This window comes from Pseudoclavibacter sp. RFBB5, from assembly GCF_002931555.1.
GTDB lineage: Bacteria > Actinomycetota > Actinomycetes > Actinomycetales > Microbacteriaceae > Pseudoclavibacter.
In genome coordinates this window covers 184459-210208 of sequence record NZ_PSTZ01000011.1, presented here as the reverse complement: position 1 = coordinate 210208, position 25750 = coordinate 184459, and the positions used below count along the sequence as shown (strand labels likewise).

General features: G+C 69.0%; 27 protein-coding genes. 19 read left to right on the top strand and 8 right to left on the bottom strand.

Annotated elements, in window-relative coordinates; translation table 11 throughout:
• Positions 1-31: 31 nt before the first annotated feature.
• From C5B97_RS17330 to C5B97_RS17295, 8 genes are all read left to right on the top strand, one after another.
• Entirely contained in the window at positions 32-997 is a 966-nt protein-coding gene (locus C5B97_RS17330) for an alpha-ketoacid dehydrogenase subunit beta (protein ID WP_104313497.1), read from the top strand.
• A 55-nt stretch (positions 998-1052) separates the two neighbouring features.
• The gene (locus C5B97_RS17325) at positions 1053-2486 is read left to right on the top strand and encodes a dihydrolipoamide acetyltransferase family protein (protein ID WP_104313374.1); all 1434 of its coding nucleotides are present in this window, start codon (positions 1053-1055) and stop codon (positions 2484-2486) included.
• 150 nt (positions 2487-2636) lie between these two features.
• On the top strand, positions 2637-3416 hold the full coding sequence (locus C5B97_RS17320) for a hypothetical protein (protein ID WP_104313372.1): 780 nt from the start codon (positions 2637-2639) through the stop codon (positions 3414-3416).
• Positions 3417-3772: 356 nt separating this feature from the next.
• Positions 3773-4927, top strand: coding sequence for a metal ABC transporter substrate-binding protein (locus tag C5B97_RS17315; RefSeq protein WP_219819831.1), 1155 nt, complete (start codon positions 3773-3775; stop codon positions 4925-4927).
• Entirely contained in the window at positions 4924-5733 is an 810-nt protein-coding gene (locus C5B97_RS17310; protein WP_104313370.1) for a metal ABC transporter ATP-binding protein, read from the top strand. The genes C5B97_RS17315 and C5B97_RS17310 overlap by 4 nt, the downstream gene beginning before the upstream one ends.
• On the top strand, positions 5730-6671 hold the full coding sequence (locus C5B97_RS17305; RefSeq protein WP_179555537.1) for a metal ABC transporter permease: 942 nt from the start codon (positions 5730-5732) through the stop codon (positions 6669-6671). Before C5B97_RS17310 ends, C5B97_RS17305 begins: the two co-directional genes overlap by 4 nt.
• A gap of 2 nt (positions 6672-6673) precedes the next feature.
• Complete coding sequence (locus C5B97_RS17300) at positions 6674-7510, top strand: metal ABC transporter permease (protein ID WP_181027065.1); 837 nt, start codon at positions 6674-6676, stop codon at positions 7508-7510.
• A gap of 1 nt (position 7511) precedes the next feature.
• Positions 7512-7970 carry a Fur family transcriptional regulator gene (locus tag C5B97_RS17295; RefSeq protein WP_104313364.1) on the top strand — a complete coding sequence of 153 codons (459 nt, stop codon included), beginning with the start codon at positions 7512-7514 and terminating at the stop codon, positions 7968-7970.
• Between the two features lie 54 nt (positions 7971-8024).
• On the opposite strand, the gene C5B97_RS17290 is transcribed toward C5B97_RS17295, so the two are convergent.
• Positions 8025-9005: an aldo/keto reductase gene (locus C5B97_RS17290; protein WP_104313362.1), complete on the bottom strand. Its 981-nt coding sequence runs from the start codon at positions 9003-9005 to the stop codon at positions 8025-8027.
• Between the two features lie 152 nt (positions 9006-9157).
• Here C5B97_RS17290 and C5B97_RS17285 point away from each other — a divergent pair, with 152 nt between their 5' ends.
• Positions 9158-9418, top strand: coding sequence for a hypothetical protein (locus C5B97_RS17285; RefSeq protein ID WP_104313360.1), 261 nt, complete (start codon positions 9158-9160; stop codon positions 9416-9418).
• Between the two features lie 113 nt (positions 9419-9531).
• Here the strand turns inward: C5B97_RS17285 and C5B97_RS17280 are convergent, their stop codons facing one another.
• A complete protein-coding gene (locus C5B97_RS17280) occupies positions 9532-10416 on the bottom strand; it encodes a nitrilase-related carbon-nitrogen hydrolase (RefSeq protein WP_104313359.1) in 885 nt (294 codons plus the stop codon).
• A gap of 104 nt (positions 10417-10520) precedes the next feature.
• Between C5B97_RS17280 and C5B97_RS18035 the strand changes: the two genes are divergently transcribed.
• The 5 genes from C5B97_RS18035 to C5B97_RS17260 are packed head-to-tail and all read left to right on the top strand — an operon-like array spanning position 10521 to position 14816.
• Positions 10521-10694 carry a hypothetical protein gene (locus tag C5B97_RS18035; protein ID WP_181027064.1) on the top strand — a complete coding sequence of 58 codons (174 nt, stop codon included), beginning with the start codon at positions 10521-10523 and terminating at the stop codon, positions 10692-10694.
• Complete coding sequence (locus C5B97_RS17275) at positions 10691-12193, top strand: cytosine permease (protein WP_181027063.1); 1503 nt, start codon at positions 10691-10693, stop codon at positions 12191-12193. Before C5B97_RS18035 ends, C5B97_RS17275 begins: the two co-directional genes overlap by 4 nt.
• Positions 12194-12195: 2 nt before the next feature.
• Positions 12196-13287 (top strand): alcohol dehydrogenase catalytic domain-containing protein, encoded by a 1092-nt coding sequence (locus C5B97_RS17270; protein WP_104313355.1) that lies wholly within the window; start codon positions 12196-12198, stop codon positions 13285-13287.
• Positions 13288-13336: 49 nt separating this feature from the next.
• Entirely contained in the window at positions 13337-13990 is a 654-nt protein-coding gene (locus C5B97_RS17265) for a TetR/AcrR family transcriptional regulator C-terminal domain-containing protein (protein ID WP_104313353.1), read from the top strand.
• A complete protein-coding gene (locus tag C5B97_RS17260) occupies positions 13983-14816 on the top strand; it encodes an SDR family NAD(P)-dependent oxidoreductase (RefSeq protein ID WP_104313351.1) in 834 nt (277 codons plus the stop codon). Before C5B97_RS17265 ends, C5B97_RS17260 begins: the two co-directional genes overlap by 8 nt.
• 12 nt (positions 14817-14828) lie before the next feature.
• Here C5B97_RS17260 and murQ read toward each other — a convergent pair whose 3' ends face one another.
• A complete protein-coding gene (murQ, locus tag C5B97_RS17255; protein WP_104313349.1) occupies positions 14829-15749 on the bottom strand; it encodes an N-acetylmuramic acid 6-phosphate etherase in 921 nt (306 codons plus the stop codon).
• Positions 15750-15885: 136 nt separating this feature from the next.
• On the opposite strand from murQ, the gene C5B97_RS17250 reads away from it, so the two are divergent.
• From C5B97_RS17250 to C5B97_RS17240, 3 genes are all read left to right on the top strand, one after another.
• Complete coding sequence (locus tag C5B97_RS17250; protein ID WP_104313348.1) at positions 15886-16767, top strand: MurR/RpiR family transcriptional regulator; 882 nt, start codon at positions 15886-15888, stop codon at positions 16765-16767.
• A gap of 173 nt (positions 16768-16940) precedes the next feature.
• Positions 16941-18935 carry a glucose PTS transporter subunit IIA gene (locus C5B97_RS17245; protein ID WP_104313345.1) on the top strand — a complete coding sequence of 665 codons (1995 nt, stop codon included), beginning with the start codon at positions 16941-16943 and terminating at the stop codon, positions 18933-18935.
• A gap of 150 nt (positions 18936-19085) precedes the next feature.
• Positions 19086-19352, top strand: coding sequence for a hypothetical protein (locus C5B97_RS17240; protein ID WP_104313343.1), 267 nt, complete (start codon positions 19086-19088; stop codon positions 19350-19352).
• A 15-nt stretch (positions 19353-19367) separates the two neighbouring features.
• Here C5B97_RS17240 and C5B97_RS17235 read toward each other — a convergent pair whose 3' ends face one another.
• A complete protein-coding gene (locus tag C5B97_RS17235) occupies positions 19368-20063 on the bottom strand; it encodes an alpha/beta fold hydrolase (RefSeq protein WP_104313341.1) in 696 nt (231 codons plus the stop codon).
• Positions 20064-20185: 122 nt separating this feature from the next.
• On the bottom strand, positions 20186-20731 hold the full coding sequence (locus C5B97_RS17230) for a TetR/AcrR family transcriptional regulator (RefSeq protein WP_104313340.1): 546 nt from the start codon (positions 20729-20731) through the stop codon (positions 20186-20188).
• A 73-nt stretch (positions 20732-20804) separates the two neighbouring features.
• Between C5B97_RS17230 and C5B97_RS17225 the strand changes: the two genes are divergently transcribed.
• Positions 20805-22007, top strand: a complete 1203-nt coding sequence (locus C5B97_RS17225; RefSeq protein ID WP_104313338.1) for a DUF418 domain-containing protein — start codon at positions 20805-20807, stop codon at positions 22005-22007.
• Between the two features lie 93 nt (positions 22008-22100).
• The gene (locus C5B97_RS17220; protein WP_104313337.1) at positions 22101-23126 is read left to right on the top strand and encodes a S41 family peptidase; all 1026 of its coding nucleotides are present in this window, start codon (positions 22101-22103) and stop codon (positions 23124-23126) included.
• Here the strand turns inward: C5B97_RS17220 and C5B97_RS17215 are convergent.
• From C5B97_RS17215 to C5B97_RS17205, 3 genes are all read right to left on the bottom strand, one after another.
• On the bottom strand, positions 23065-23586 hold the full coding sequence (locus C5B97_RS17215; protein WP_104313334.1) for a hypothetical protein: 522 nt from the start codon (positions 23584-23586) through the stop codon (positions 23065-23067). The genes C5B97_RS17220 and C5B97_RS17215 overlap by 62 nt on opposite strands.
• Positions 23587-23667: 81 nt before the next feature.
• Complete coding sequence (locus C5B97_RS17210) at positions 23668-24042, bottom strand: DUF2834 domain-containing protein (RefSeq protein WP_104313332.1); 375 nt, start codon at positions 24040-24042, stop codon at positions 23668-23670.
• 158 nt (positions 24043-24200) lie between these two features.
• On the bottom strand, positions 24201-25613 hold the full coding sequence (locus C5B97_RS17205; protein ID WP_104313330.1) for a cytosine permease: 1413 nt from the start codon (positions 25611-25613) through the stop codon (positions 24201-24203).
• Positions 25614-25750 lie beyond the last annotated feature (137 nt).

Here is a 25750-nt window from a genome sequence, read left to right as displayed (position 1 = left end):
GCCTGAGGCGGATGCGCCAGAGACGGTCACCATGCCCCTCGCGAAGGCCATCAACGCCGGCCTGCGCCGCGCCATGGAGGACGACGACAAGGTCGTCCAGCTGGGCGAGGACATCGGCACGCTCGGCGGCGTCTTCCGCGTCACCGAGCACCTGAAGCGTGACTTCGGGGCGAACCGCGTGCTCGACACCCCGCTCGCGGAGTCCGGCATCATCGGCACGGCCATCGGCCTCGCCATGCGCGGCTACCGGCCCGTGTGCGAGATCCAGTTCGACGGGTTCATCTTCCCCGGCTTCGACCAGATCACGACGCAGCTCGCGAAGCTCACGAATCGCAACGAGGGCCGCCTGCAGATGCCGGTTGTCATCCGCGTGCCCTACGGCGGGCACATCGGCGCCGTCGAGCACCACCAGGAGAGCCCCGAGGCGTACTTCGCGCACACCGCCGGCCTGCGCCTCATCTCCCCGTCGACGCCCAACGACGCGTACTGGATGATCCAGCAGGCGATCAAGAGCAACGACCCCGTCATGTTCTTCGAGCCGAAGAGCAAGTACTGGCAGAAGGGCGAGGTCAGCCTCGGCGGGCCCGCCGCCGGGATGCACGCGAGCCGCGTCGCCCGCATCGGCACCGACGCGACGGTCGTCGCGCACGGCGCCATGACCGCCGTCGCGCTGCAGGCCGCCGCTGTGGCTGAGAACGAGGGCATCAGCATCGAGGTCATCGACCTGCGCTCGCTGAGCCCCATCGACTACGCGCCCATCGTCGAATCCGTTCGCAAGACGGGTCACCTCGTCGTCGCGCAGGAGGCGCCCTCGAACGCGAGCATCGGCTCGGAGATCGCCGCGACCGTGCAGGAACGGGTGTTCTTCTCGCTCGAAGCCCCGGTGCTTCGCGTGTCGGGCTTCAACGTGCCCTTCCCGCCAGCCAAGCTCGAGGCGAGCTACCTGCCTGACGCGGACCGCATCCTCGAGGCCGTCGACCGCTCGCTCGAGTACTGACCTCGGCACCCGACGCCCGCACGCACCCTCACGCACAGATAGAGACAGCACGCATATGAGCACCGAGAACTTCGAACTCCCCGACGTCGGCGAGGGACTCACCGAGGCCGAGATCGTCTCCTGGCACGTCAAGGCCGGCGACACCGTCGAACTGAACCAGACGCTGTGCGAGATCGAGACCGCCAAGTCGATCGTCGAGCTGCCCAGCCCCTTCGAGGGTCGCGTCGTCGAGCTCTTCGCGAGCGAAGGCCAGACGGTCGACGTGGGCAAGCACATCCTCTCCATCGAGACCGCCGGCGCCAGCAGCGGCAGCGAGACGCCCACCGCGGCGCCCGAAGCCCCCGCCGCCGACCTCGAGTTCGACGCGGCTCAGGCGGATGCGGCTTCGACCGTCTCCACTGAGGGTGCCGAGTCCGGCGCCAACTCGGTGCTCGTCGGCTACGGCCTCGGCGACGCGCCGACCACCCGCCGCCGCAAGAAGTCGGCGGCGCCCGCCCAGCCGACGCGCCCCGCGCAGATCCCGGCTCCTGCCCAGCCGTCGCACCGCCCGCCCGCGCAGGCTCCCGCACCGGTCGCCGGGGGAGCGCAGCCGCAGGCCCGGCCCGGGTCGGTGCCCGCCGCATCCGCATCGCCGATCATCGCGAAGCCTCCCATCCGCAAGCTCGCGAAGGACCTCGGCGTCGACCTGTCGCAGGTCGAGCCGACCGGCCTCGCCGGTGAGACCACGCGCGACGACGTCATCCGTCACGCGCAGCAGGCGAGCGTCTTCAAGAACCTCGAGACTCCCATCTGGGGCGAGGTGCGCGAGGAGAAGCACCCCGTCAAGGGCGTGCGCAAGGCGACGGCGAACGCCATGGTGTCGTCGATGTTCACGGCCCCGCATGTCACGCTCTTCACCGACGTGGATGCGACCCGCACGATGGAGTTCGTGAAGCGCCTCAAGGCGTCGCCCGACTTCGCGGGCGTGAAGGTCTCGCCGCTCCTGATCGTGGCGCGCGCCGTGATGTGGGCGATCCGTCGCAACCCGACCGTCAACGCGGCGTGGACCGACGAGGAGTACACGATCAAGCACTACGTGAACCTCGGCCTCGCCGCCGCGACACCGCGTGGGCTCATCGTGCCGAATATCAAGGACGCGCACGCCATGACCCTGCACCAGCTGGCGCAGGCCATCGAGCAGCTCACCTACCGCGCCCGCGACGGCAAGACGCCGCCCACCGAGATGCGCGACGGCACGTTCACGATCACCAACATCGGCGTCTTCGGCATGGACACGGGCACGCCCGTCATCAACCCTGGCGAGGTCGGCATCCTCGCGCTCGGCACCATCAAGCTCAAGCCGTGGGTGTTCGAAGACGAGGTTCGCCCCCGCATGGTGACGACCCTCGGCGCCTCGTTCGATCACCGCCTGGTCGACGGCGACGTCGCGAGCCGCTTCCTCGCCGACGTGGCGACCATCGTGGAAGAGCCCGCGCTGCTGCTCGACTGAGTTCCCTGCGCTTCTCGGCCTTCATTCGTCTCGGGCGAGGCGCGTGAGTAGGCGGCGAGAGCGAGTGCCCCTCTCCCCATCTGCTGAGTTCCTTGGTAGCGTGGCCCGCGTGGCTACCTCCGCCACTCGCAGCCACCTGGAGTGCGTCCAATGCCTGATGTTCAGTCGGAGTCTCGGCGTACGCTGCTGCGCGCGGGCGGGTGGGCCGTTCCCGTCATCGCTGTCGCGGCCACCGCCCCAAGCGCGGCCGCGTCACGCAACGTTGCGTGCGGGACGACCACGATTCCACAGGCCAACGGAACCGGCACTGCGGGCTGGGTGACGTCAGCCGCTCCAGGCGCAAGCACGAACAACCCGACATCGGCGGGGTGGCAGAGCAATAGCCCGGCTGGTCTCGCTATCGGCACGCCGCACTACAGGAGCTTCGTCGACGCGAACACAGGCGCAAACAGTGTCACGGTCACCGCGACGGTGACCATGAACGTCAGTGCGAACACGTACTATGACATCCGCTTCGCAGTGCAGGCTGGCAAGGGATACGGGGGCAACGTGGCGGGCGCGACGTGCGCCACGAAGAACGCGACGGCGATCTTCGACATCGGCAACGGGGCCGACGCGGCAAGACAGGTGCTCTTCGTCGGCCACACACAGACGCCCGCAGTTACCGGCAGTGTGCTGATCGCACCACCGGAGTCGTGCACGCCCGGCGGTGCGCGCACGAGCCGGGCTGGGTACAACGGAACACAGGGGGTCGCCTACACGACTCCCATCCAGACCTACTTCGCGTCTGCTGCGGGAACCGTGGAGCTGAGGATGCGGTTCTTCATGCCCGGCGGCTCCGTCGGAGCAGCGGGCGAGACGCCGAATACGAACAACGACGACTGGTACGTGAAGCCGACCCTCGTCGCCTGCCGCCGCAGCGGCGGCTAACGAAAGGACTGTCCGTCCCAGACGGAGCTCCGCGTCGAGCCGGTGCTCGCGGCCGCGACGAGTACCCGGGCGACGCCCCGACGGTGCTGCACAAGGTTGTGGCTGCATGCGGTTCCGCGGCGCGCGAGGCGCATTTCGCCACAACCCTGTCCGGTGGTGTTGCGGGCTCCGGGGCGCCTTGCTGCAGGCTCGCAGGCGCGCCTCGGGGCTGGCTGCGAGGGAACGCGTCCGCCGGGTCGCACAGAGTTGTGGCGCGACGTCTCTGGTGCCCGCTGGAGGCGCATCCACCCACAACTCTGGCCGAAGCGGCCCGAGTGTAATTGACATTGATTCTCAGTACGTTTTACACTCCACTGGTGAACCTCCGCACTTCTTCCCTCATCGCCCTCGCCGGACTCTCGACGCTCGCCCTTGCCGCGTGCTCCGGCCCGGCCGCCGGCACCGATGCATCCGCTGCCCCCACGGCGGAGGGCGAGGCATTCACGGTCGTCGCGACGACCACGCAGGTCGCCGACTTCACGCGTGAGCTCACCGACGGCCTGAACGTCGAGGTCACGCAGCTGCTGCAGCCAGGCATGAGCGCGCACAGCTTCGAGCCAACTCCCGCCGACCTCGTCGCGCTCGGCTCGGCCGACCTCGTCGTCTCGAGCGGCGCCGGCCTCGAGGAGTGGCTCGACGCGGCCGTCTCGTCGAGCGGATACGCGGGTGAGGTCGTGGACGCATCCGCCGGCGTCACCCTCTCGGGCAGCCACGAGCACGACCACGGCGAGGAAGCGCACGCCGAGGACGAGCACGCGCACGCCGAAGAAGGCCACGACCATGCTGAGGGCGAAGAGCACAGCCACGCTGAGGGCGAGGAGCACTCGCACGCCGAGGAGGCCACCGCTGAGGAGACGACCGCCGAGGCCGACGGTCACGAGCACGCCGAGGGCGAAGGCAACCCGCACACCTGGACCTCGCCCGCCAACGCGAAGCTCATGGCGACCGAGATCGCGACGCACCTCGAGGAGCTGCCCGGCATCGACGCCGCCGCGGTGCAGGCGAACGCCGACGCGTACGACGCCGAGCTGACCGAGCTCGACACGTGGATCGCCGCGAACGTCGACGCGGTGCCAGAGGCCGATCGGGTCGTCGTCACGAACCACGACGCGCTCCACTACTACCTCGAGCAGTACGGCATCACGTTCGTCGGCTCGATCATGCCGAGCTTCGACGACAGCGCGGAGCCGAGCGCCGCCGAGATCGACGCCCTCATCGCCGAGATCAAGGAGCACAACGTGAAGGCGATCTTCACGGAGACGCAGCTCTCACCGCAGAACGCGGAGACCATCGCAGCGCAGACCGGCGCGAAGGTCTTCTCGGGCGACAAGGCGCTGGCGACGGATGCGCTCGGCGAGCCGGGCACCCCCACTGGCACGTATGTCGGCGCGACGGTGCACAATACTCAGATGATCATCGAATCCTGGGGCGCGACAGCGACCGACGTGCCTGAGGTGCTCGCTCAGCAGTGACGTCTCCCAGCCCCCTCGTCTCGTACCGCGACGCCTCCATTGCCTACGGCAGGGAGGCGCCTGCGTTGACCGGTGTGTCGTTCGAGGTGGGGGAGGGCGACGCGGTCGCGCTGCTCGGCCCGAACGGCGCCGGCAAGTCGACGCTGCTGCAGTCGCTCCTGGGGTTGCTGCCGACGTCCGGCACCGCCGAGGTGCTCGGCACGACTCCCGGGGCTCGCGCTTCCGAGGTGGGCTACCTGCCGCAGTCGACGCACATCGACCCCGACTTCCCCGTCTCGCTCAGCCAGGTGGTCATGATGGGCCGCTACCGTCGCCTCGGTCTGTTCCGCTGGCCGGGCGCCGCTGACCGCGAAGTGGTTCGGCGCGCGATCGAGACGGTTGGGCTGACGGAGCTCGCGAAGACCACGTTCGGCGAGCTCTCCGGTGGGCAGCGCCAGCGAGCCCTCCTCGCACGCGCCCTCGCGACCGAGCCCAAGCTCATCCTGCTCGACGAGCCCTTCAACGGCCTCGACCGCACGAACCGGGACGCGCTCATCGCGACCCTGCTTCGCCTCCGCGAGACGGGCGTCGGCATCGTCGTCTCGACGCACGACCTCGAGCTCGCCCATGAGGTGTGCTCGCACGTGCTGCTGCTGAACGGGCGGCAGATCGCTGGCGGTCCGATCTCTGAGGCGCTGACGGATGCGGCGCTCGCGGCCGCCTTCTCCGGCACGTCCGCCGACACGGAAGCGCACGGCGGCGCCCATGGCACGCTGTGCGCGCCGGGTGGCGACGACGCGGACGAGCACGAGCGGGCCCGGGTGTGACCGACCTCTCCGTCCTGCTGCAGCTGCCGTTCGTGCAGAGCGCGGCCATCGCCATCATCGTGCTCGCCGTCGCGAGCGCCATCGTCGGCACGGCCCTCGCCCTGCGTGGGCTCGAGTTCCTCAGCGATGGGCTCGTGCATTCGGTGTTCCCCGGCGTGGTGATCGGCTTCATCGCCGCTGGCACCGACGGCGTCTATGTGGGCGCCGGCATCGCGGCCCTCCTCGCGACGGTGGCCCTGACGATCGCCACGTCCAAGGGCATCGGCTCGGATGCGACCATCGCGGTGGTGCTCGCCGGCGCCTTCTCGCTCGGCATCGTCATCGTCTCGCGCAGCGTCGACTACGCCTCTGGCCTCGAGCACCTGCTGTTCGGGCAGCTCCTCACCGTGTCGAGCGGCGACATCGTCGCGATCTGCGTGCTGGGCGGCGCGGCGATCGTCCTGGTGCTCGCGACCTGGAAGGAGCAGCTGCTCGTCTCCTTCGACCGCAAGCAGGCGCAGGCCTCCGGGCTGCGGGTGCTCGCCTACGAGCTGGCGCTGAACGTCGCCATCGCACTGGTGGTCGTCGCCGCCGCGCGCGCGGTCGGCAATCTCCTTGTCCTCGCGCTGCTGATCGTGCCCGTGGCCGTCGCGCGCCTCGTCGTCCGGCGCGTGTGGGCGATCGTCGCCGTCTCGCTGCTCGTCTCGGTCGGCTGTGGACTCGTGGGTCTCTGGGCGGGACTCTGGCTGTCACTGGATGCGGGCATCCAGGCTTCCCCGAGCGCTGTGCTCGTGCTGGTGCTCGTCGCGCTGTATCTCGTGGTCGTCGCCGTGACGAGGCTGGCCGCGCTCGGCTCCTCCGATCGGGGACGGCGGCGCGCAGCCGCAACCCGCGCCGGCACGCCCCGCGCCGGCACGCCCCGCGCCGCCGAGCCAACGCGCGCCGAGGTGGTCTCGTAGCCGTGGACTACTTCTCCCTCGCGCTCCTCACGGGCACGCTCGTCGGTCTCCTCAGCGGCCTCGTCGGCGTGCTCGTGCTGCTGCGGCAGCGTGCCTTCTACACAGTCGCCCTCACCCACGCGACGTTCCCGGGCGGCGTCTTCGCGGCCGTCGCCGGCATCAATATCGTGGTGGGCGCATCCATCTTCAGCCTGCTGCTCGTGGCGCTCATGGCGGCGCTGTCGCGCGTACCGAGGCAGGGCAAGCAGGTCGCCGCCGGCATCATCCTGAGCTTCGGCTACGCGCTCGGCATGCTGTTCGCGTCCCTCAACCGGGGCCAGTCGGTGCGTGTCGACTCGTACCTTACAGGGTCGATCCTCGCCATGAACCCCACCAACGTGTGGCTGCTCGGCGGGGCCCTCGTCGTGGTCGCGCTCGTCTACGCGCTGTTCGGCAAGCAGCTGCTGTTCTCGAGCTTCGACGCGCGCGGCTTCCGCGCCGCCGGCTTCCGTGAGGGCACATGGGACCTCGTCGCGCTTGCCCTCATCACGCTCACCGTGGTCGTCGCGATGCCGGCGATCGGCTCGATCCTGGCGATCGCCATGATCGCCGCCCCGGCCGCCGCGGCTCGGCTGCTCACCAAGCGCATCGGGTGGATGCTCGCCCTCTCCTGCGTGTTCGGCGTCACGGCCGCGGTGGTCGGGCTGCAGGTCTCGCGGTCGCTGTCGTTCGCGGCCGGCGGTTCGATGGCGCTGGCGGCCGTCGCGATCTTCGTGGTCGCGCTGTGTGCGAAGGGGATCACGCAGCGGTTCGCGCAGGGCGTCTCGCACAGCGCATCCGCCCCGGGTATCGTCGGCTGACATGAGCGACGAGACGAACGAGGAGAGCGGCACCACCGCCGAGGCTCCCGCGGCCCCCGTCAAGCGGAACACCCGACAGCGGGAGGCCGTGCGCCGAGCCCTGGCCGAATCGTCGGAGTTCGTGAGCGCGCAGGTGCTGCACCAGCGGCTGTCGGCCGCGGGGGAGCGCATTGGACTCGCCACCGTGTACCGCACGCTCGGTGCGCTCAGCGAGAGCGAAGAGGCAGACTCGCTGCAGAACGCCGAGGGTGAGGTGGTCTACCGCGCCTGCGAGATGGGCGAGCACCACCACCACCTCATCTGCCGCAACTGCGGTGCGGCCGTCGAGATCACGGCCGACCCCGTCGAGCAGTGGGCCGCGAGCGTCGCCGCGGAGCACGGCTACACGCAGGCGAGGCACGTCGTCGACATCTTCGGCCTCTGCCCGAGGTGCACGGCGCTCGCGGAGGCGTCCGCGTAACTCGCCGATGTGACGTCGAGACGTCCGCGGAGCTTGCGCTCCGCGGACGCAAGCTCACCAGCGGTTGTGGACCGTCGCGCGGAAGTAGCGATCGTAGATCTCGTGCACCTTGGCGTCGAGGCCGGCCGGAAGCTCCAGCGACGCGGCGGAGGTGTTCGACTCCACCTGTGCAGGGTTGCGCGCGCCGGGGATCACGCTCGTCACGCCGTCCTGAGCCGCGACCCAGGCGATGGCGGCCGCAGCCGGCGTGACACCCTCGGGGAGGGCTGCCGCGAACGCGCGGGCGGCTTCCACGCCGGTGGCGAAGTCGACGCCCGAGAAGGTCTCCCCGACATCGAACGCGCTGCCGTCGCGGTTGTAGGTGCGGTGGTCGTCGGCCGCGAAGGTCGTGTCCTTCGTGTACTTACCGCTCAGGAGGCCGGAGGCCAAGGGCACGCGCGCGATGATGCCGACGCCGGCTTCGCGCGCCGCCGGCAGCACGCGATCGAGCGGCTTCAGGCGGAACGCGTTGAGGATGATCTGCACCGAGGCCGTTCCCGGCCGGGCGATCGCAGCGAGCGCCTCGTCGGCCGTCTCGACGCTGACGCCGTAGGCGGCGATGGAGCCCTCGTCGACGAGGGTGTCGAGCGCGTCGTACACGGCGTCGTTGGAGAACACGGGCGTCGGCGGGCAGTGCAGCTGCACCAGGTCGAGCGTGTCGACGCCCAGGTTCGTGCGCGAGCGGTCCGTCCAGGCTCTGAAGTTGTCGAGCGTGAACTCGGCAGGATCCTGCGGGCCTCGCCGCCCCATCTTCGTGGCGACGAACACGTCCACGTCGGGGTTCTCGCGCCGGAACGTGCCGATCAGCGACTCGCTGCGGCCGTCGCCGTAGACGTCGGCGGTGTCGAAGAACGTGACGCCGCGCTCGACGGCGGTGCCGAGCACCTCCAGGGCGGCTCGCTCGTCGACGTCACCCCAGTCGGCACCGAGCTGCCAGGTGCCGAGACCGACGATGGACACAGGGCGGCCAGTACGACCGAGGGTTCGCTGAAGCATGCCAGATGCTAACGCGCCGCGCCTGACCCGGTGCCGAGTGGCGGGTGTCGAGCGCCCTGCCGAGCATTGAGCCACGGCGACCAGGCCGGTGCCGGTGTCCGGCGTTCGCAGCGCCGACGCCGCATCCAGTTACCGCCCGTAGGGTCGATGGCATGAAGCCCGAACAGGAAGCCGCTCCCCAGCAGGTCGCCGTCTGGTACTTCGTCGCGGCGACCTTCATCTTCGCGGCCCCGGCCTTCGCCACGGACGTTCCGGTCTGGGTCCGCATCGCGTCGCTGGCCGTCGGGCTCGTGTTCGTCGCCATCGGTGGGCGACAGCTCGGCCGAGAGATGGGGGCCCGCAAGACCGCACGCGAGGGAACACCGCGAGACGAGCCGTCCTCCGGGGCGATGGAACCCCCGCGCGGCTTCTGAGCGGAGGGCAGCGACTGCTCATCGCTGCCAGCCATAGTGCCGTTCTGGGCGCTCCAGAGGGGCCACTCGACTGGCAGCGATTGCGCGGAGGCGGGCGTCGCCTGGAGCCAGCCTTACGGGCGCAGGTCCTTCAGGTACGTGTTGACCTCGCGGGCCTTCGCAACCTCAGATGACAGGAACTGGGCGCTCAGCAGCTCCGTCCCGTCGCGGCCGGCCATGGCGAGCGTGTTGCCGTAGGGGCTCGCGATGGTGCTGAGTCCCGTGAATCCGGGGCCCGAGTGGTTCGCGTAGGCGATGTAGAGCCCGTTCTCGAGGGCGCGGACCGGCACCATGTGGGTCGAGATGACCTCGGCGTTGTAGGAGTGGCCCGGCTGTCCGCCCTCGACGTCGCCCGTCGAGGGGACGGCTGTCGGGATGAGCAGCGCCTCGGCGCCCGCGACGGCCGCGCGGCGCGCGATCTCGGGGAACTCGATGTCGTAGCAGATGGCGAGTGCGACCCTCAGGCCGGCGAGCTCGACGACCTCGGCGGGCGCATCCCCGAGGTCGAAGACCTCCTGCTCCTCGCCGCCGAAGAGGTTCGACTTGCGGTAGCGGGTGAGCTCGTTCCCGTCGCTGCCGAACAGCGACGCCGAGATGAAGCGGCGTTCGGTGGTCGCGCTCGCGGCGAACCCGGCAGAGCGCTCGACCGTGTGCTCGACGGTGGATGCGACGATCGCGATCCGCAGGTCGGCGGCGATCTGCGCGATCCGCTCGCGGATGGCCGAGCCGTCTTCGGCGGCGACCTTCGCGGGCGCGTACCCGGTGGCGAAGAGCTCCGGGGTGACGAGGATGTCGGTGCCGTCTCCGGCGGCCCGCTCCGCGAAGGAGCGCAGCACCTTGAGGTTGTCGTCGATCGCGCCGACGGCGCCCTGTGCCTGCAGTACGGAAATCAGCGCCATCGCCAGCCTCACATCGTCTCGGTGCCCGTCGAGTCTCACCCTGGCGGGTGTCGACGTCATGTCCCCGAGAATAGCTCTTGACACGGTGGGGGACACCGCTGAAGATAGCCGAAACCGAAAGTAATTCGGTTGATCTGGTTTCGACGACGAGAGCAGGACCCCCAATGGACATGCGCGACCTGGAGATCACGGCCGATCTCAAGAGACGACTCGACACTATCGCGAGCGCTGAAGCAGGTGACGTCGCACACGACCCCCTGAGCGGTCGCGACATCGGACTCTTCGCCCTGACCTGCGTCGCCCTCGTGGCCGTCGGTGCGCTCGTGGTGATCCTGTGAGCGGGGCCGCCAAGCGCGAAGGCGTCGAGGGGAAGCTCGAGGGAGCATCCGCCGAACTCGACCAGGCCGCGACCTTCGGCTCGCTGCCGCTCCTCAAGAAGGAACGCATCTGGTCGGGCTGGGACTACAGCTGGGTCAACCTGAGCCTCGCGATCGCCACGTGGGCGTTCCTGGTCGGCGGCTCGACGGCGCTACTCGTCGGATTCCAGGACGGCATCGCCGCGATGGTCATCGGCAACGCCATCGGCCTCGGCATCATGGTGCCGGCCGCGACGGCAGCGAGCGCCCGCTTCGGGGTCGAGCAGTACACCATCCTCCGACCCGTCTTCGGGCTCATCGGAGTCGGGGTGCTGGTCTTCACCGTCATCCTCGTCACCGAGATGGGCTGGTCGTCGCTGCTCGCGATCATGGTCGGCCGCGCCGTCACGCAGGTCGCCAACGGGGCGGCAGGCACCGACTTCGGCTCAGGCAGCTTCCTCGTCACCGCGGTGGGCCTCGTCGCGATCCTCATCGCCTGGCTCATCCTCTCGCGCGGCCCCGTCACGATCGGCAAGCTCAACCGCTTCGTCGCACCCGGCCTCGTGCTCGTCACCGTCTTCATGCTCTTCTTCCTCGTCGCGAACACCTCGTGGGAGGCGCTGTTCGCCGCCGAACCGCTCGCGCCGTTCGAGGAGTCGCAGCTCAACTTCATGCTCGCCGTCGAGTTCAACGTCGCGGTCGGCTTCTCCTGGTACCCCGTCATGGGGTCTATGGCGCGCATGACCCGCTCCCCGAAGGCCGCCCTCTGGCCCGCGTTCACCGGCCTCATCGTCGGCACGCTCGTCGCGCAGATCGTCGGCATGGCGGCGGCGCTCACGCTCGGCGACTCCGACCCAACGGTCTGGATGCTGCCACTCGGCGGCCCGATCCTCGGCGCGTTCATGCTGCTGTTCATCTCCTTCGCCAACATCACGAGCATGTCGTCGATCGTCTACTCGACGGTGCTCGCCATCCGGCAGGCGAGCGGCAACCTCCTCGGGCGCGTGCCCTGGCCGCTCCTGTGCGGGGCCTTCTTCGTACTGCCCGCGATCCTCACGTTCTTCCCCGACTTCATGTACCAGCAGTTCATGGTCTTCGTCACGATCTCCGGCGCCTTCCTCGCCGCCATGTGCGGCGCGATCCTCGCCGACTACTTCGTGCTCCGACGCCAGTGGGTGCGCCTGCCAGACCTCTACAAGCTCCGCGGCGAGAGCGTCTACCACTTCACGGGAGGCGTGAACTGGGCCGGCATCGCCTCCGTCGTCGTCGGTGCCGCCTTCTACCTGTGGATCTACAACCCGGTGACCCTCGAGACGCACCCGCTCTTCCTGCTGCTCACCGCATCCGCGCCCGCCACCGTGCTCTCGGGCGGCGTCTACCTGCTGCTCGCCCAGCTCCTCTACCGACGCCGCGGCGTCGGGGCCTTCACGGACACGGCGACCACGACCACACACCACACGACCACCCGGAAAGGGGTCTGACCATGCGCGCACAGGCGGCAGTTCACTTCGAGGGAAGCAGCGAGCTCCAGATCCGCGAAATCGAGGTCGCTGAACCAGGACCAGGGACCGTGCTCGTGAAGCTCGGCGCCTCCGGCGTGTGCGGCTCCGACCGGCACGTGCTCGACGGCGACTGGCAGCTGCCGTCGCCCACCGTCATGGGCCACGAAGGTGCCGGCGAGGTCGTCGCCATCGGTGAGGGCGTCATCGACGTCGAACCCGGAGACCACGTCATCCTCAGCTGGTTCTACCCGTGCCGTCGCTGCACGGCCTGCCTCAGCGGACGTGCCTACGTGTGCACGGGCAGCCGCAGCGAGGAATGCCTGCTGCCGGATGGCACGACCCCGCTCGCCCTCGACGGAGAGCCGGTGTACCCGTACCTCACCGCGGGCACCATGAGCGAATACGCGGTGGTCCCCGAGTCGGCCGCCATCAAGGTGCCGAAGGAGGTGCCGTACGACGTGGCCAGCCTCATCGGCTGCTCGATCGCGACGGGCGTCGGCACCGTCGTCAACGACGCCGAGGTCGACGCGGGGGAGTCGGCGGTGGTCGTCGGCGCCGGCGGTGTCGGACTCAGCATCATCATGGGGCTGCAGCTCGTGGGCGCGAACCCGATCATCGCGATCGACCTCAACGAGGACAAGCTCGCCGCCGCGCGCGAGCTCGGCGCCACCCACACGATCGTTCCCGGCCCCGACCTCGCGGCCCAGGTGGCGGAGATCACCGGCGGTGGTGCCGAGTACGCGTTCGAGGCCATCGGCCGCGTGCAGACCATCGAATCGCTGCCGAGCCTCATCGCGCCGGGTGGCACCGCCGTCATCGTCGGCCTCCCGCCAGCGGATGCGCCCGTGTCGTTCGACGCGCTCGCCCTCGCAGAGACCGGCAAGCGCCTCATCGGCACCAACTATGGCTCGACCGTGCCGGGACGCGACTTCCCGAAGCTCGCCGCGCTCTACCTCGCAGGGCGACTCCCCGTCGACAAGCTCATCAGCGAACGCATCCAGCTTAGCGAGGTCAACGAGGCGTTCGACGCCATGCGGAGAGGCGAGCGAGCGCGAAGCGTCATAGTCTTCTGAGATGAACGCTCGCGCAGATGTCGTGCGCTGAGAACGAGGGAGTCTGATCATGGCACGTCCGAGAATTCCGATCCTGTCTCCCGAGAAAATCTGTCTGGCCGCGCTGGAGCAGATCGATCGCAAGGGTGACTTCTCCATTCCGGTGCTCGCGAAGGAACTCGGGGTGAGCGCGTCGTCGATGTACCACCACGTGCATGGGCGAGCTGGCATCGTGAACGGCATCCGGGCGCTCATCAGCACGGAGCTGTCGCTGGCGATCGGGCTCGAGGACGCCACCGACGAGGACCTCGCGGCCCTGGCGGCCATGAGCTGGCAGGACCAGGTGCGCCGGTGGTCGAAGGACTACACGCGAGCCCTCGCGAAGCATCCGCTCGCCCTGCCGATCATGGTGCAGGAGCCGGTCAGCGACGAGCAGACGCTCGAGGTGTACGAAGCGATCGCGATCACGTTCCGCTCGGTGGGATTCACCGACGAGCAGGCGCTCGTCGCGATCGCCGTGCTTGAGGGGCTCACGTTCGGGAGAGTGGTGGATGCGGCCTCGCCACCCATCCCTTGGTCGGCCGACGCCGACATGCATCCGGTGCTCCACGGCGTGACGCGGTCGCTCGAGCCGTCGCGCCGCCTCGAGCTCGCGTTCGACTTCGGCCTCGAGGCGATCATCGCTCGCCTCGAGGACGTCCTGGCGGCGAACGCTCGTGGCTGAGGCGAAGACGGTCGTCATCACGGGCGGCTCGGACGGAATCGGGGCCGCGGCCGCGCGGTCGCTTGCGGCCAAGGGGTGGCGGGTTGTCGTCGTCGGACGCAACGCCGCCAAGACGGCTGCGGTTGCGAGCGAGATCGGCGCCGAGTCGTTTGTCGCCGACTTCTCACGCCTGAGCGAGGTGCGCGAACTCGCGGCGTCGCTCGTCGCCAAGGTCGGCCCGATCGACGTGCTCGCGAACAACGCGGGCGGGATCTTCGGCGACACGACACGAACCGTCGACGGCAACGAGCTGACACTGCAGGTCAACCACCTCGCACCGTTCCTGCTCACGAACCTCCTGCTGGAGGAGGTCCAGGTCGGGGTGGTCATCAACACGGCGAGCATCGCGGCACGCCTCATGGGTCGCATCGATCTCGACGACCTGAACAACGACGCCCGCTTCAGCGCCAACAAGGCCTACGGCGACGCGAAGCTCGCCAACATCCTCTTCACGAAAGGGCTGCACCGTGGACTCGCGGGGCGGCCCGTCGCGAGCGTCGCGTTCCACCCCGGGGTCGTCGGCACGAACTTCTCCTCCGATTCGACGAGCCTCATGCGGCTGCTCTACCGCACGCCGCTCGCGAAGCTCTTCACCATCAGTGCCGCGAAGGGTGGCGAGACGCTGGAGTGGTTCATCGCCGGCAAGCCGGGCGTCACCTGGCAGGCGGGCGAGTACTACGACGAACGCCACCACGCGACGAACGTGAACCCGCAGATCTTCGACGAGGACCTCATCGAGGGCCTGTGGAAGCGCAGCGCTGAGCTCGTCGGGCTCACAGCCGACTGAGGTGGCACCGGATCAGACCGCGGCGAGATCGACGGCGCGGCGCACGTTGCCGTCGGTCTCACGCAAGAGGGCGGCGGCCTGTTCTGCGTCGCAGTCCGCGAGCAGCATGACCACGGCGGTCTTCGCGTGATCGCCCGCCGAGGCGAGCGCCGCGTCGGCGTCAGGGCGTGCGGCCCCGGTGGCCTCGGCGACGATGCGCTGCGCACGGTCGACGAGCTTCGCGTTCGAGGGGCGCACGTCGACCATGAGGTTGCTGTATGCCTTGCCGCCGCGAACCATGCTCGCCGTCGTGAGCATGTTGCAGACGAGCTTCTGGGCGGTGCCAGCCTTGAGGCGTGTGGATCCGGTCAGAACCTCCGGGCCGGTCACGACCTCGATGGCGATGTCGGCCTCCGCGCTGATCGGTGCGTTCGCGTTGCAGGCGATCGAGATGGTGGCGGCGCCGCGCTGTCGAGCGGCCCTGAGGCCACCGATGACGTACGGGGTGCGTCCGCTCGCCGCCAGCCCGACGACGACGTCGCTCGCCTGCAGGCCAACAGCGTCCAGCTCGCGGGCCGCGAGCTCCGGATCATCCTCGGCGCCCTCGACGGCGCGGACGAACGCTCGCTCGCCACCAGCCATCACCCCGAGGACGTCTTCCGGCGCGGTACCGAAGGTCGGCGGGCATTCGACGGCATCCAGGAGCCCGAGGCGGCCGCTCGTCCCAGCGCCGAGGTAGATCAGTCGGCCACCCGCGCGCCTGGCTTCCGCGATGCGGTCCGCAGCGCGGGCGATGGTGGGGAGCGCCGAGCGAACAGCCCCGGCGACCGTCGCATCCTCATCGTTCATGAGGCGGAGGATCTGCTCGGTGCCGAGGGTGTCGAGGTCCAGTGTTCGTGGGTTTCGCGCCTCCGTGGAGAGGGTTGCTAGCGTCGAGATCTCGTCGTTTGGCATGCTCGTCTCCGGTTTCTGACTCGCCACGGCGCAAGTCTTGTCGCAAAAGTACACGATTGACGCTGGGTAAGTAAATAATCTTCGAGAGTCCTCGCGGTCGTCGCTCGATACGCTGTCTGTGGAAAGCAGGTGGATCGTGGGCACAAAGGGCGCTGGTGCGAACTCTCGCACGGTACTTGTCGAGGTGCGGGCGCTGCTGCCGTCGCTCCGGCAGTCGGAGCGACGCATCGCGGAAGCGCTGCTCGCCGACCCCGAAGGGTTCGCGACGAGATCGATGGCGGAGATCGCGGAGCTCGCCGATACCTCGACGACCACGGTCGTGCGGTTCACGCGACGTGCCGGATACGCGCGGTTCCGCGATCTGCGCCACGACCTCACCGAGCAGAACCTCCGGGAGCGCCTCGCCTCGAGTGCGGGGGTCGCCCCGGCAGCAGATATCTCCCCGGGAGACTCGCTGTCCGACGTGGTGGCCAAGATCGCGATGAACGAGACGCTCTCGATCGCCGATACCGCGGAGGTTCTGGACATCGATGCACTGGCGGCCGCCGTCGAGGCCATTGCCGGCGCCGCTCGTGTCGACATCCACGGGATCGGTGCGAGTTCCGTCGTCGGCGTCGACCTGCAGCGCAAACTGTCGCGGATCGGCCGCATCGCGCTCGAATGGCCGGAAGCGCATGCTGCGTGGACCGCCGCCGCAGTCCTCGACGAGCGGGCTGTCGCCATCGCCATCTCGCACTCCGGCTCGACCGCCGGGGTCGTCGAGTTCCTCCGCATCGCGAAGGCGACCGGGGCGACGACGATCGCGATCACGAACCACGAGCGGTCGCCGCTTGCTGCCCTGGCCGACATCGTGCTCCGCACCGCGGCGCGGGAGACGCCGTTGCGTTCTGCTGCTCTTGGCAGCCGGATCGCGCAGCTCATGGTTGTGGACTGCGTCTTCACCGGTGTCGCGCAGGTCGACTACGAGGGATCTGTTGCCGCCATCGAGAAGACGCACCAGGCGGTCCTGCGGGGCTGAGGGCGCCGGTTGCTCGGGCCTGAGTTCACGAACGGTCCTATCGCGCCTGGTCCCGTCACGCCCGGGGCCTTCGGTGCTGACGTGTGCCACCTTGGGGAACTTTTTTACCTTTTCGTGACGCATCCTGGTACTGTTCTTCAAAATTCGAGCAATGTCGCGAGAAGAGGATGCCCATGAGCGCAAACGACGAACTCGCCAGCGAGCTGCTGCGGTTGCTCGGTGGCGCCGGCAACGTCGCCGGTGTCGAGAACTGCATGACGCGGATGCGTGTCAGTCCCGTCGACCGCGACCTGATCGACGAGACCGCGATCAAGTCCCTCCCGGGTGTGCTCGGCGTCGTCGACGACGACACGTACCAGGTCGTGCTCGGCCCCGGCAAGGTCACCAAGGTGACTGACGCCTTCCGCCAGCAGCTCGGTGCGGCGGGTGCCGACGCTGACGCGCTCGCGGCTCGCGGAGCGGCCATCAAGGCGGGACAGAAGCAGCGCAACAACACCCCGTTCAAGAACTTCATCCGCAAGATCGCCAACATCTTCGTGCCCCTCATCCCGGCCCTCATCGGAGCCGGCATCGTCGCGGCCGTTCGCGGCCTCCTGGTGAACTGGGTCACGGTCGGGACGGCTCCGGAGTTCGTCGAGGCGGTGGTGCCGGCCCTGACCGTCATCGGCTCGGCATTCTTCGCGTTCCTGCCGATCTTCGCGGGCATCAACGCCGCGAAGGAGTTCGGCGGCACACCAGCACTCGGCGGTGCCGTCGCCGCGATCATCGTCTTCGCCGGCATCAGCGACGTGCAGTACAGCCTCCCCGTCCTGGGCGACATCGTGCTCGCGCCGGGTCAGGGAGGCGTGATCGGGGCCATCTTCGCGGCCGGTCTCTGCGCCTGGATCGAGCGCAGCCTGCGCGGGAAGATCCCTGATGCCATCGACATCCTCGTCACGCCGACGCTTGCGCTCCTTATCTCCGGTCTGGCCACGATCTTCGTGTTCATGTTCGTCGCGGGCAACATCGCGAGTGCGATCGGCACGGGCGCGATCTGGCTGCTCAGCAACTCCGGGCTCCTCGCAGGGTTCGTGCTCGGCGGGCTGTTCCTGCCGCTCGTGATGCTCGGCCTCCACCAGGCGCTCATCCCCATCCACGCGACGCTCATCGAGCAGGTGGGTTTCACGCCGCTGCTCACGATCCTCGCGATGGCGGGAGCTGGCCAGGTCGGCGCCGCACTGGCGATCTACTTCAGGCTGAACCGGAACAAGTCGCTGCGGACAACGATCAAGGGCGCCCTCCCGGTCGGCATCCTGGGCGTCGGAGAACCGCTGATCTACGCGGTCACGCTCCCGCTGGGTCGCCCCTTCCTCACTGCCTGCCTCGGCGGCGCGGTCGGTGGTGCAGTTGCGGGTGCCTTCAATCAGTTCGCCGGTGCCTTCGGCGCGACGGCGATCGGCCCCTCCGGGTGGGCGCTGCTGCCGCTGCTGCAGAGCGACAACGGCCAGGGATACGCGATCCTCGCGTACGTCGTCGGGCTCCTTGCCGGGTACGTCTCCGGCTTCCTGATCACCTACTTCTGGGGCTTCACCCCAGCGCTGCTCGCCGAGCACAACGCGGATCAGGACGAGAACGGCGCGTCGAGAAGCGAGGATGCGGACCCTGCGAGGGCAGCGGCGCCGGCATCGGCGGTCGCCCCCGGGGCCCGGGCCGTCACGGGGCAGCGCATCGACATCCTCGCTCCGGTGGAGGGGTCGATCATTCGTCTGTCGGACGTGCAGGACGAGGCGTTCTCCGCGGGAACCATGGGTGACGGCTTCGCCGTCGAGCCGACGTCCGGTGACTTCCGGAGCCCCGTATCCGGAACTATCACGGCACTGTTCCCGACCGGCCACGCGTTCGGCGTGACGACCGCCGAAGGGCTCGAGGTGCTTGTGCACATCGGCCTCGGCACCGTCGACCTGCAAGGGGAGGGCTTCGACCTCAAGCGGGCGGAGGGTGACGTCGTCGAGGCTGGCGACGTGGTCGTCGCCGTGGATCTCGAGGCCGTGCGTGCCCGGGTCCGGTCGCTCGCCACGCCCGTGGTCGTGCTGAACGGCGCGGCATTCCCGATTGTCGAGCGTCGCACGCAGGACGGGCCACCGCTCACGGTGGAAACCGTTGTCGCCGCCACTTCGGTGCGCAGCTGAGGCAAGGGGCGGCCGGCACGCGGTGCTGGTCGCCCACCTCGACGAGCGCGGCGCTGGCGTGGGTGAGCCGGCAGGACGTCAGGCGTTCTCCGGGCGCTCGGACCTGCGCACGTTAGCGTGGAGGTACGGGCGACGATCGGGGGCGGCACCATGGCTGAGAGCGGCAGGTTCCAGAGCCTCCCCGAACGGGTTGACCCGCGCGACTATTCGATCGACGTGCCGGCGTCCGAGCCGGCGGGCGTGACCGAGCAGCTCCCGCCGGCCGGCTCGCCGGAGCTCATCGCCGCGACACAGCTCGCCCAGACGTCGAGCGGCATCGGCTCTCGACGGCGCCGGCAGATGCGCATCGGCGTCACCGTGCTCGCGGCGGTTCTGGGTGGGGTCGCGCTGCTCGCGGTGCTCCAGGTCTTCCTCTAGCTCCCCTCAGCGTTCTCAGCCGGTCACGGCGTCGACGACGGCGGCCGCGAGTTCGTCCGGCTTCGTGAGCTGCGGCCAGTGCCCGGTCGGGAGCTCGACGATGCGCACGGATCGCGCACGGGTGAGCTCGGCGACGTAGGGGTGGCCGTCGCCCATGAACTGTCGAAGCATCGGCTCGGGCATGGTGCTCGTGATGACGACCGCCGGCACGTCGTAGCGGCGCTCGTCGCTGAGCTGCTGCCTCTCCGTGGCCACGCCAACGGGCTCTGGCACGGCGATGTCTGCGAGTCGCTGCCAGGCCTCCTCCGTCATGTCGACGAGGTCGGGTTCTCCGAAGACGCCCCGGTCTGGCAGCGGCACCGCACCGCCGGAAGACTCGAAGCCGTCGTTGATCACACCTCCGTCTGCGAGCGGCCCGGAGTCGACGTAGACGACCCGCGAGACGCGGTCGGGGCGTGCATCCACCGCCCCGTAGGCGACCGCGCCGCCGCCGCTGTGGCCGACGAGCACCACGTCGCCGTCGAGGGCGTCGATGAGCGAGGCCACCGCGTCGATGTGGGTGCGCAGGCCAACGCCCGCCGCGTCTTCACCCGGGGCCTTGCCCGGCAGGGTGAGGGGGTGCGCGGTGTGACCCGCGTCTTCGAGCGATCGCGTGACCGGGGCCCACGAGTCGCCGGTGAGCCAGAAGCCGGGGATGAGGATGATGTGCATGGCGCTGACGCTACCCACGGCCGCCGACATTCCACCGCGAGTCGGTGGCGGTCTCACAGATCAGCTCGCGGAGGCGTACACGTTCTCCGAAAGAGCGACGCTGTTCTCCGGCGGTGCCTCGCCTAGTTAGCCCCGAGTGCTGCGAGGAAGCGGTCGACGAGCGCCGTCGCGTCGCGCTCGTCGGCGATGCGCAAGAGCATGTCTCCGGCTGTGCCGGTGAGAACGGAGAGCAGGAGTGCCGCGTCTTGGGCCCCACCGGGGAGGTCGCGCTGCAGCATCTCGAGCAGCAGGTTGTATCGCTTCCGGAATTCCGCGGCGAGGGGTTCGTCGTCGACGGCGAGCTGCTCGAAGGCGGCGAGCAGGCGAGCCTCGCGAACCCGCTGCTCGTCGAGTGGCAGCAGCTCGAACGCCGCCGCTCTCAGGCGCGGGAGGCCACCTTCCGGGTGGCGGTCGGCGACGTCGGAGAGCCGCTGCACAAGCGCTTCGGTCTGACGGTCGATGGCAGCGAGCAGGAGCCCTCGGCGGTTGCCGAAGTGGTGCTGCACGGCGCCTGTGGTGACGCCGGCGGCGGCGGCTACCTCGCGGAGCGGCATGGCCGGCGGCCTGGGGGTCCCGAGCGTGTCTATGGCGGCTCGGATGAGCGCTTCGCGGGCGTCGGCGTGCGGCACGTCGCATCACCTCCCAGGTGTGTATCTCCTGCATGACAGTACCAACATAACAAGTGTTATGTACGGTGGTTGCATGACGACTACCCACTCCGCGCCTGCCCGGGTCCTCGCCCCCGACATAGCTCGCGGCCTCATGCTCCTGCTCATCGCGCTCGCCAACATGCCCTGGCACCTCTCCAGCTACGAGACCGACGGGCTATCCATGCACGACCCCGACGGGGGCGTCCTCGATCGGGCTTGGCAGGCCGTCGCCATCATCGCGATCGACGGGCGCAGCTACCCGCTGTTCGCGTTCCTCTTCGGCTACGGCATCTGGCAGCTCTACCGGCGACAGGTCTCAGCGGGAGCCTCCCGCGAGGAAGCGCGTCGCCTACTGAGGCGCAGGCATTGGTGGATGCTGGCCTTCGGCGCCGTGCACGCCCTGCTGCTGTGGGGTGGGGACATCATCGGCGCATACGGTCTCGTCGGGCTTCTCGCCTGCTGGCTGTTCCTGGATCGGAGCGACCGGACACTGGCCGTCTGGGCCGGAGTGCTCACCGGGCTCTTGGTCTTCGGGGCCGTGTCGTCGTGGATCGGGGGCGCCGCTCTTGGTCTTGCCGGTGATGCGGGAGGAAGCGTGAGTGTCCCGACCGCTGCCGAATCCGACACGTTCCTGCACTCCGTCCCCATTCGGCTCGCCACCTGGGCGACCGTTCTTCTCGGACAGGGGCTCCTGACGTTGGCGGTGCCGGTCGCGGTGCTGCTCGCGTTGCTGGCCGCCCGGCACTCGGTGCTTGAGCGAGCGGATGAGCATCGGCGCCTGCTGACGACGACCGCGCTCGTCGGTGTGGGGATCGGCTGGGCGGGAGGAGCGGTGGCGTTCGCGCACTTCGTCGGCGCACTCGCCGACCTGCCTTCCTGGACCTTCCAGATGCTGTCCATCGCGACGGGCTTGGCCGGAGGTATCGGGTATGCCGCCGCGTTCGGGCTCATCGGCGTCGCCTGGCAGCGCCGGGGCGTCGGCGTCGTCGGTCGTGCTCTCGTTGCGACCGGGAAACGGTCGATGACGAGCTACGTACTGCAATCCGTGCTCTTCGTGCCGGTGCTCTCAGTCTGGGGGCTCGGCCTCGGTGGTGTCCTCACCGAGTGGCAGGGTGCCCTCTACGCGGTCTGTGTGTGGCTGACGACGGTGCTCATCGCGACGGCGATGGAACGTCGCGGACAGCGCGGCCCTTTCGAGCGGCTCCTGCGCCACCTCGCCTACCCGAAGGTCGTCCCGTCGAAGGCGAGCTCGTGAATGCGGCAGGAGAGGAACTGGTCAACGGGGAACAGGCTCCGTTCTGCTGGACATGCCCCGTTTCTCCGGGAGCTGAGACCGTAAGGTGAGCGCATGGGCAGCGGCGCGTTCATCCCGAGACGCGGGGGATCCGCGCGTGCGCTCGTCGCGGGGGCGGTGGCCACGCTCGTTGTCGGATTGACGGGATGCGGCACCGCCGTTCAGCCAGCGCCCGTCCCCACGCCGACCGTCAGCCCCGCGGCGCTCGTCCAAGAGGCTGCTCAGGTCCTGGAAGAGAACGGCCTGTACTCGGGCGGAGATTGGTCGGCTGAACGGGATGCACTCCTCGCCGCGGGCGCGTCGGCCACAACCCTCGAGGAGGCGTACGACCTGATCGCGGCGGCAACCTTCGATGCCGGTGGTCGGCACGCGAGGTTCCTTCCCGCCGATGAGCGGGAGGCGGCGTACACGGAGGCACCGAGCGCCCCGCCCACGGTCGAAGCGACGCAGGGCCGCACCGTCACGATCACGGTGTCGGCGATCAGACACGACGGCCCACTCGCCGAGGAGTATGCCCGAGCCGGGGTCGAGGGGTTGGCGGCGCTCGCGGATGCACAGACGTGCGGCTTCGTCGTCGACCTGCGCGACAACTGGGGCGGGAGTGCGTTCCCGATGCTCGGGGCCGTCTCGCCACTCTTCGACACGCGCGACGTCGCGGGATTCGTGGACCGCAACGGCGAGCACAACACGATCACGGTAACCACGGAAAGCGCGACCTCGACCGCCGGTTACGAGCTGCGCTTCGACTCCGATGCCGACATCGACGCGGATGCCTTCGCGGGCAAGCCGATCGCGGTCCTGCAGGATTTCTACACGGCCTCCGCCGCCGAGCTGGTGCTCGCAGGCTTCTCAGGGCAGAGCAACGTCCGCACGTTCGGTGAGAAGAGCAACGGGCTCGCGACAGGCGTCGACGGCTTCATGCTCTCCGACGGATCGGAGATCCTGCTCACAACCTCGCGCTACACGGACCGGACAGGCGCGGTCATGCCGGAACCCATCCAGCCTGACCTGTCCGTACTCACGGGCGATGCCCCTCAGCTGGCTCATGCCTGGCTGGCCGAGCAATGCTCGGCGGCTTGACGCCGCTTGGCGCGCGGCGAGTGAACAGCAGGCCAACGGCCACGAGCAGCCTGAGGTGCACAACCGATGCGGTGCCGCCCGTGGTCAGCCAGCCCTCGACCCACGGCGCCGGTCCGGTGTCGAGGTCCAGGACCTCGAAGCGCTGCGAGCGGATCGCGGCCGCGGCGACGACCTGCGCAGCGGTGGCGACTGCGAAGCCAAGCCGCAGCGAGAACCGGTTCGCGGGGTCCGCTCGTCGTGTCGCCCGGGTGAGTCCGAAGAGCACGCCGGCGCTCGCCGCGGCGATCCCACCGAGTTGGAGGAGGCCCGGGCCTGGGGTCGTCACGGCCGTCAGCTGGTTGTCGAGCCCGAGCGCCGCTCCTGCGGCGAGACCGATCACCTGCAGTGTCAGGTAGCCGACGAGGAGGACGTACAGGATGCTCATCGCGATGCCGCCTGCGAACCAGATCGTCTTGCGCACGGTGGCCTCCTCTGAGTTGGCTATGCAGTGACCCAATCAGGCGGACCTCCGTGCGGGCTCAGCGCACGGGAACCTCAGCGGCTATGAGTGGGGTTGCTCTGCGGTGATCCGGTTGCCTGCGCCGTGGCCGCGCCCCGCCGCGATGTGGCGCTCGCGCATCGCGAGGAACAGTGGCAAGGCGAACGCGAACGCGACGCCGAAGCACAGGATGTAGACCCAGAGTCGGCGCATCCCCTGGCGGCGCCCCTCGACGATGATGAACACCGCGCCCACGGTGGCGGCGACCAGCACATCGATGACGATCGACGTGACGGCGGGCCCGCTGCCGAAGTAGTCGCCGATGAAGGCGCTGCCCCCCATGCCCGCCATGACGTTGAACGTCCAGGTCACGGCCCCGCCGACGATGGCGAGCAGGAGGTAGAAGATCGCAAGGGGAGTCCAGGTGGATGCGCGCATGCGGCAAGGGTTGCACGCCCGGCCCTACGCATCCCGAGACGCGCCCTGCTCCGGCCCCAGCGGCGAGGTCGATCACGAAGGGAGCTGCGAAAGCGGAACCGGCGCCTGCCCCCGGACGCCTGAGGGGGTCCGGGAGCAGACGCCCGTTCGGCTGCCGCCTAGCGGGTGGGGGTCTCTTCCAGGACCAGCTGCCGAGAGCGGCGGCGTTCGGAGAACCGGACCGCGAGCAGGTAGACCACGCCGCTGACGACGAATCCGGCGACCCAGGCGACGTCGACGTAGCCCAGGGCTTCTGCGAGCGGACCCGTGTAGATGCCGGAGATCATGAACGGTGCCTGGGCGGCGAGGCCGATGGCGTACGTTCCCAGCCCGATCACGTTCCAGCGCCCGTAGCGTCCGCCTGCGCGGTCGAAGAGCTCGTACACCGCGTACTCCCCCTTGCGGACGATGAAGTAGTCGACGAGGTTGATGGCCGACCAGGGGATGAGGACGGACAGCAGCAGGGTGACGAAGTTCTGGAACACGAGCATGAAGTCGCTGTCCCCGGCCAGGGCTCCCAGCGTCGCGATGACTCCGCAGACGACGGTTGTGATGACCCTGGTTCGAGTGTCGATGGTGACTCTGCGGAAGCCAGACTGGACCGCCGTGAGTGCGCACATGACTCCTGAGTACAGCTCAGCGGCATTAATGATGGCTGCCGTCAGGCCGAAGATCACCAGCACTCCCATTCCTAGGGGGCCGAGCACCTCGCCGAGCGCGGCGAGCGGGTTCTCCGGATTGGCCGCTCCGAGGAGCACGCCGAGGATCATGACGAAGACGCTGCTCAGCACGAGTCCGAGGTAGGTGGCCCAGAAGGCGGCGGCGGGGCCGGTCTTCTTCGGCAGGTACCTCGAGTAATCGGAGACGTACGGTGCGTAGGCGAGCTGCCAGGTGATCCCGATCGCGAGCATCCCGAAGAAGCCCTGCGCCGTGAAGCCGGCGTCTGGAGACTGCACGGTTGCTTCGGGATGCATGATCAGCGCCACCATTGCCACGATCACCGCGATGGCGATGAGGGTGGAGAGCACGGTCATGACCTTCTGCAGCAGGTCGTAGCCGACGATCGCGATGAGGATGCCGACCGCGGCGAGCGCGATGATCAGCGGCGGTCCCGGGATCCAGGGGAATACGGCGACCAGGCTGTCCTTCGCGACGACGAGGATGCTCGCGAAGAAACCCAGGAACATGAGTAGGGCGATGCCTGCGAGCAGGCTGCCTCCGAGGTAGCCGAACTGTGCGCGGGCCTGCAACATCTGGGGGATGCCGAGGTGCGGCCCCTGTGAGGCGTGCAGTGCGGCGCCGAGTGCGCCGATCAGGTTGCCGGTGAGGATCGCGGCGATGCTCCACCCGATGGAGAGACCGAAGCTTCCGCTCGCGATGGCTCCGGTGACCACGGTCAGTGGCAGCATATTGATGCCGACCCAGATGGCGAAGAGCGACCAGACCGAGCCGTTCCGCTCGTTCTCCGGGATGGGGAGGATGTGCCTGGTCTCGAACTGGATCAGCGAGGTCGTTGGCGTCTTTTCGGACATGTTGAGAACTCCGTGACTCGGCGTCGTTGCCGCGCCGCCTCGACGCGTGGGGCATGGTGTGCGTCGATGGCGGGAGCATTTGAGGGTGGGTGCTGGTGCATCGGGCTCGATACCCGATGGGCGAGTCCAAGGTCAAG

Coding starts and splice junctions, on each gene's coding strand:
- C5B97_RS17290 (WP_104313362.1), bottom strand. CDS start 9,005: ATGCTTCAGCGAACCCTCGGTCGTACTGGCCGCCCTGTGTCCATCGTC.
- C5B97_RS17210 (WP_104313332.1), bottom strand. CDS start 24,042: ATGCGCGCATCCACCTGGACTCCCCTTGCGATCTTCTACCTCCTGCTC.
- C5B97_RS17270 (WP_104313355.1), top strand. CDS start 12,196: ATGCGCGCACAGGCGGCAGTTCACTTCGAGGGAAGCAGCGAGCTCCAG.
- C5B97_RS18035 (WP_181027064.1), top strand. CDS start 10,521: ATGGACATGCGCGACCTGGAGATCACGGCCGATCTCAAGAGACGACTC.
- C5B97_RS17320 (WP_104313372.1), top strand. CDS start 2,637: ATGCCTGATGTTCAGTCGGAGTCTCGGCGTACGCTGCTGCGCGCGGGC.
- C5B97_RS17235 (WP_104313341.1), bottom strand. CDS start 20,063: ATGCACATCATCCTCATCCCCGGCTTCTGGCTCACCGGCGACTCGTGG.
- C5B97_RS17295 (WP_104313364.1), top strand. CDS start 7,512: ATGAGCGACGAGACGAACGAGGAGAGCGGCACCACCGCCGAGGCTCCC.
- murQ (WP_104313349.1), bottom strand. CDS start 15,749: ATGCCAAACGACGAGATCTCGACGCTAGCAACCCTCTCCACGGAGGCG.
- C5B97_RS17325 (WP_104313374.1), top strand. CDS start 1,053: ATGAGCACCGAGAACTTCGAACTCCCCGACGTCGGCGAGGGACTCACC.
- C5B97_RS17225 (WP_104313338.1), top strand. CDS start 20,805: ATGACGACTACCCACTCCGCGCCTGCCCGGGTCCTCGCCCCCGACATA.
- C5B97_RS17285 (WP_104313360.1), top strand. CDS start 9,158: ATGAAGCCCGAACAGGAAGCCGCTCCCCAGCAGGTCGCCGTCTGGTAC.
- C5B97_RS17280 (WP_104313359.1), bottom strand. CDS start 10,416: ATGACGTCGACACCCGCCAGGGTGAGACTCGACGGGCACCGAGACGAT.
- C5B97_RS17245 (WP_104313345.1), top strand. CDS start 16,941: ATGAGCGCAAACGACGAACTCGCCAGCGAGCTGCTGCGGTTGCTCGGT.
- C5B97_RS17330 (WP_104313497.1), top strand. CDS start 32: ATGCCCCTCGCGAAGGCCATCAACGCCGGCCTGCGCCGCGCCATGGAG.
- C5B97_RS17265 (WP_104313353.1), top strand. CDS start 13,337: ATGGCACGTCCGAGAATTCCGATCCTGTCTCCCGAGAAAATCTGTCTG.
- C5B97_RS17240 (WP_104313343.1), top strand. CDS start 19,086: ATGGCTGAGAGCGGCAGGTTCCAGAGCCTCCCCGAACGGGTTGACCCG.
- C5B97_RS17220 (WP_104313337.1), top strand. CDS start 22,101: ATGGGCAGCGGCGCGTTCATCCCGAGACGCGGGGGATCCGCGCGTGCG.
- C5B97_RS17205 (WP_104313330.1), bottom strand. CDS start 25,613: ATGTCCGAAAAGACGCCAACGACCTCGCTGATCCAGTTCGAGACCAGG.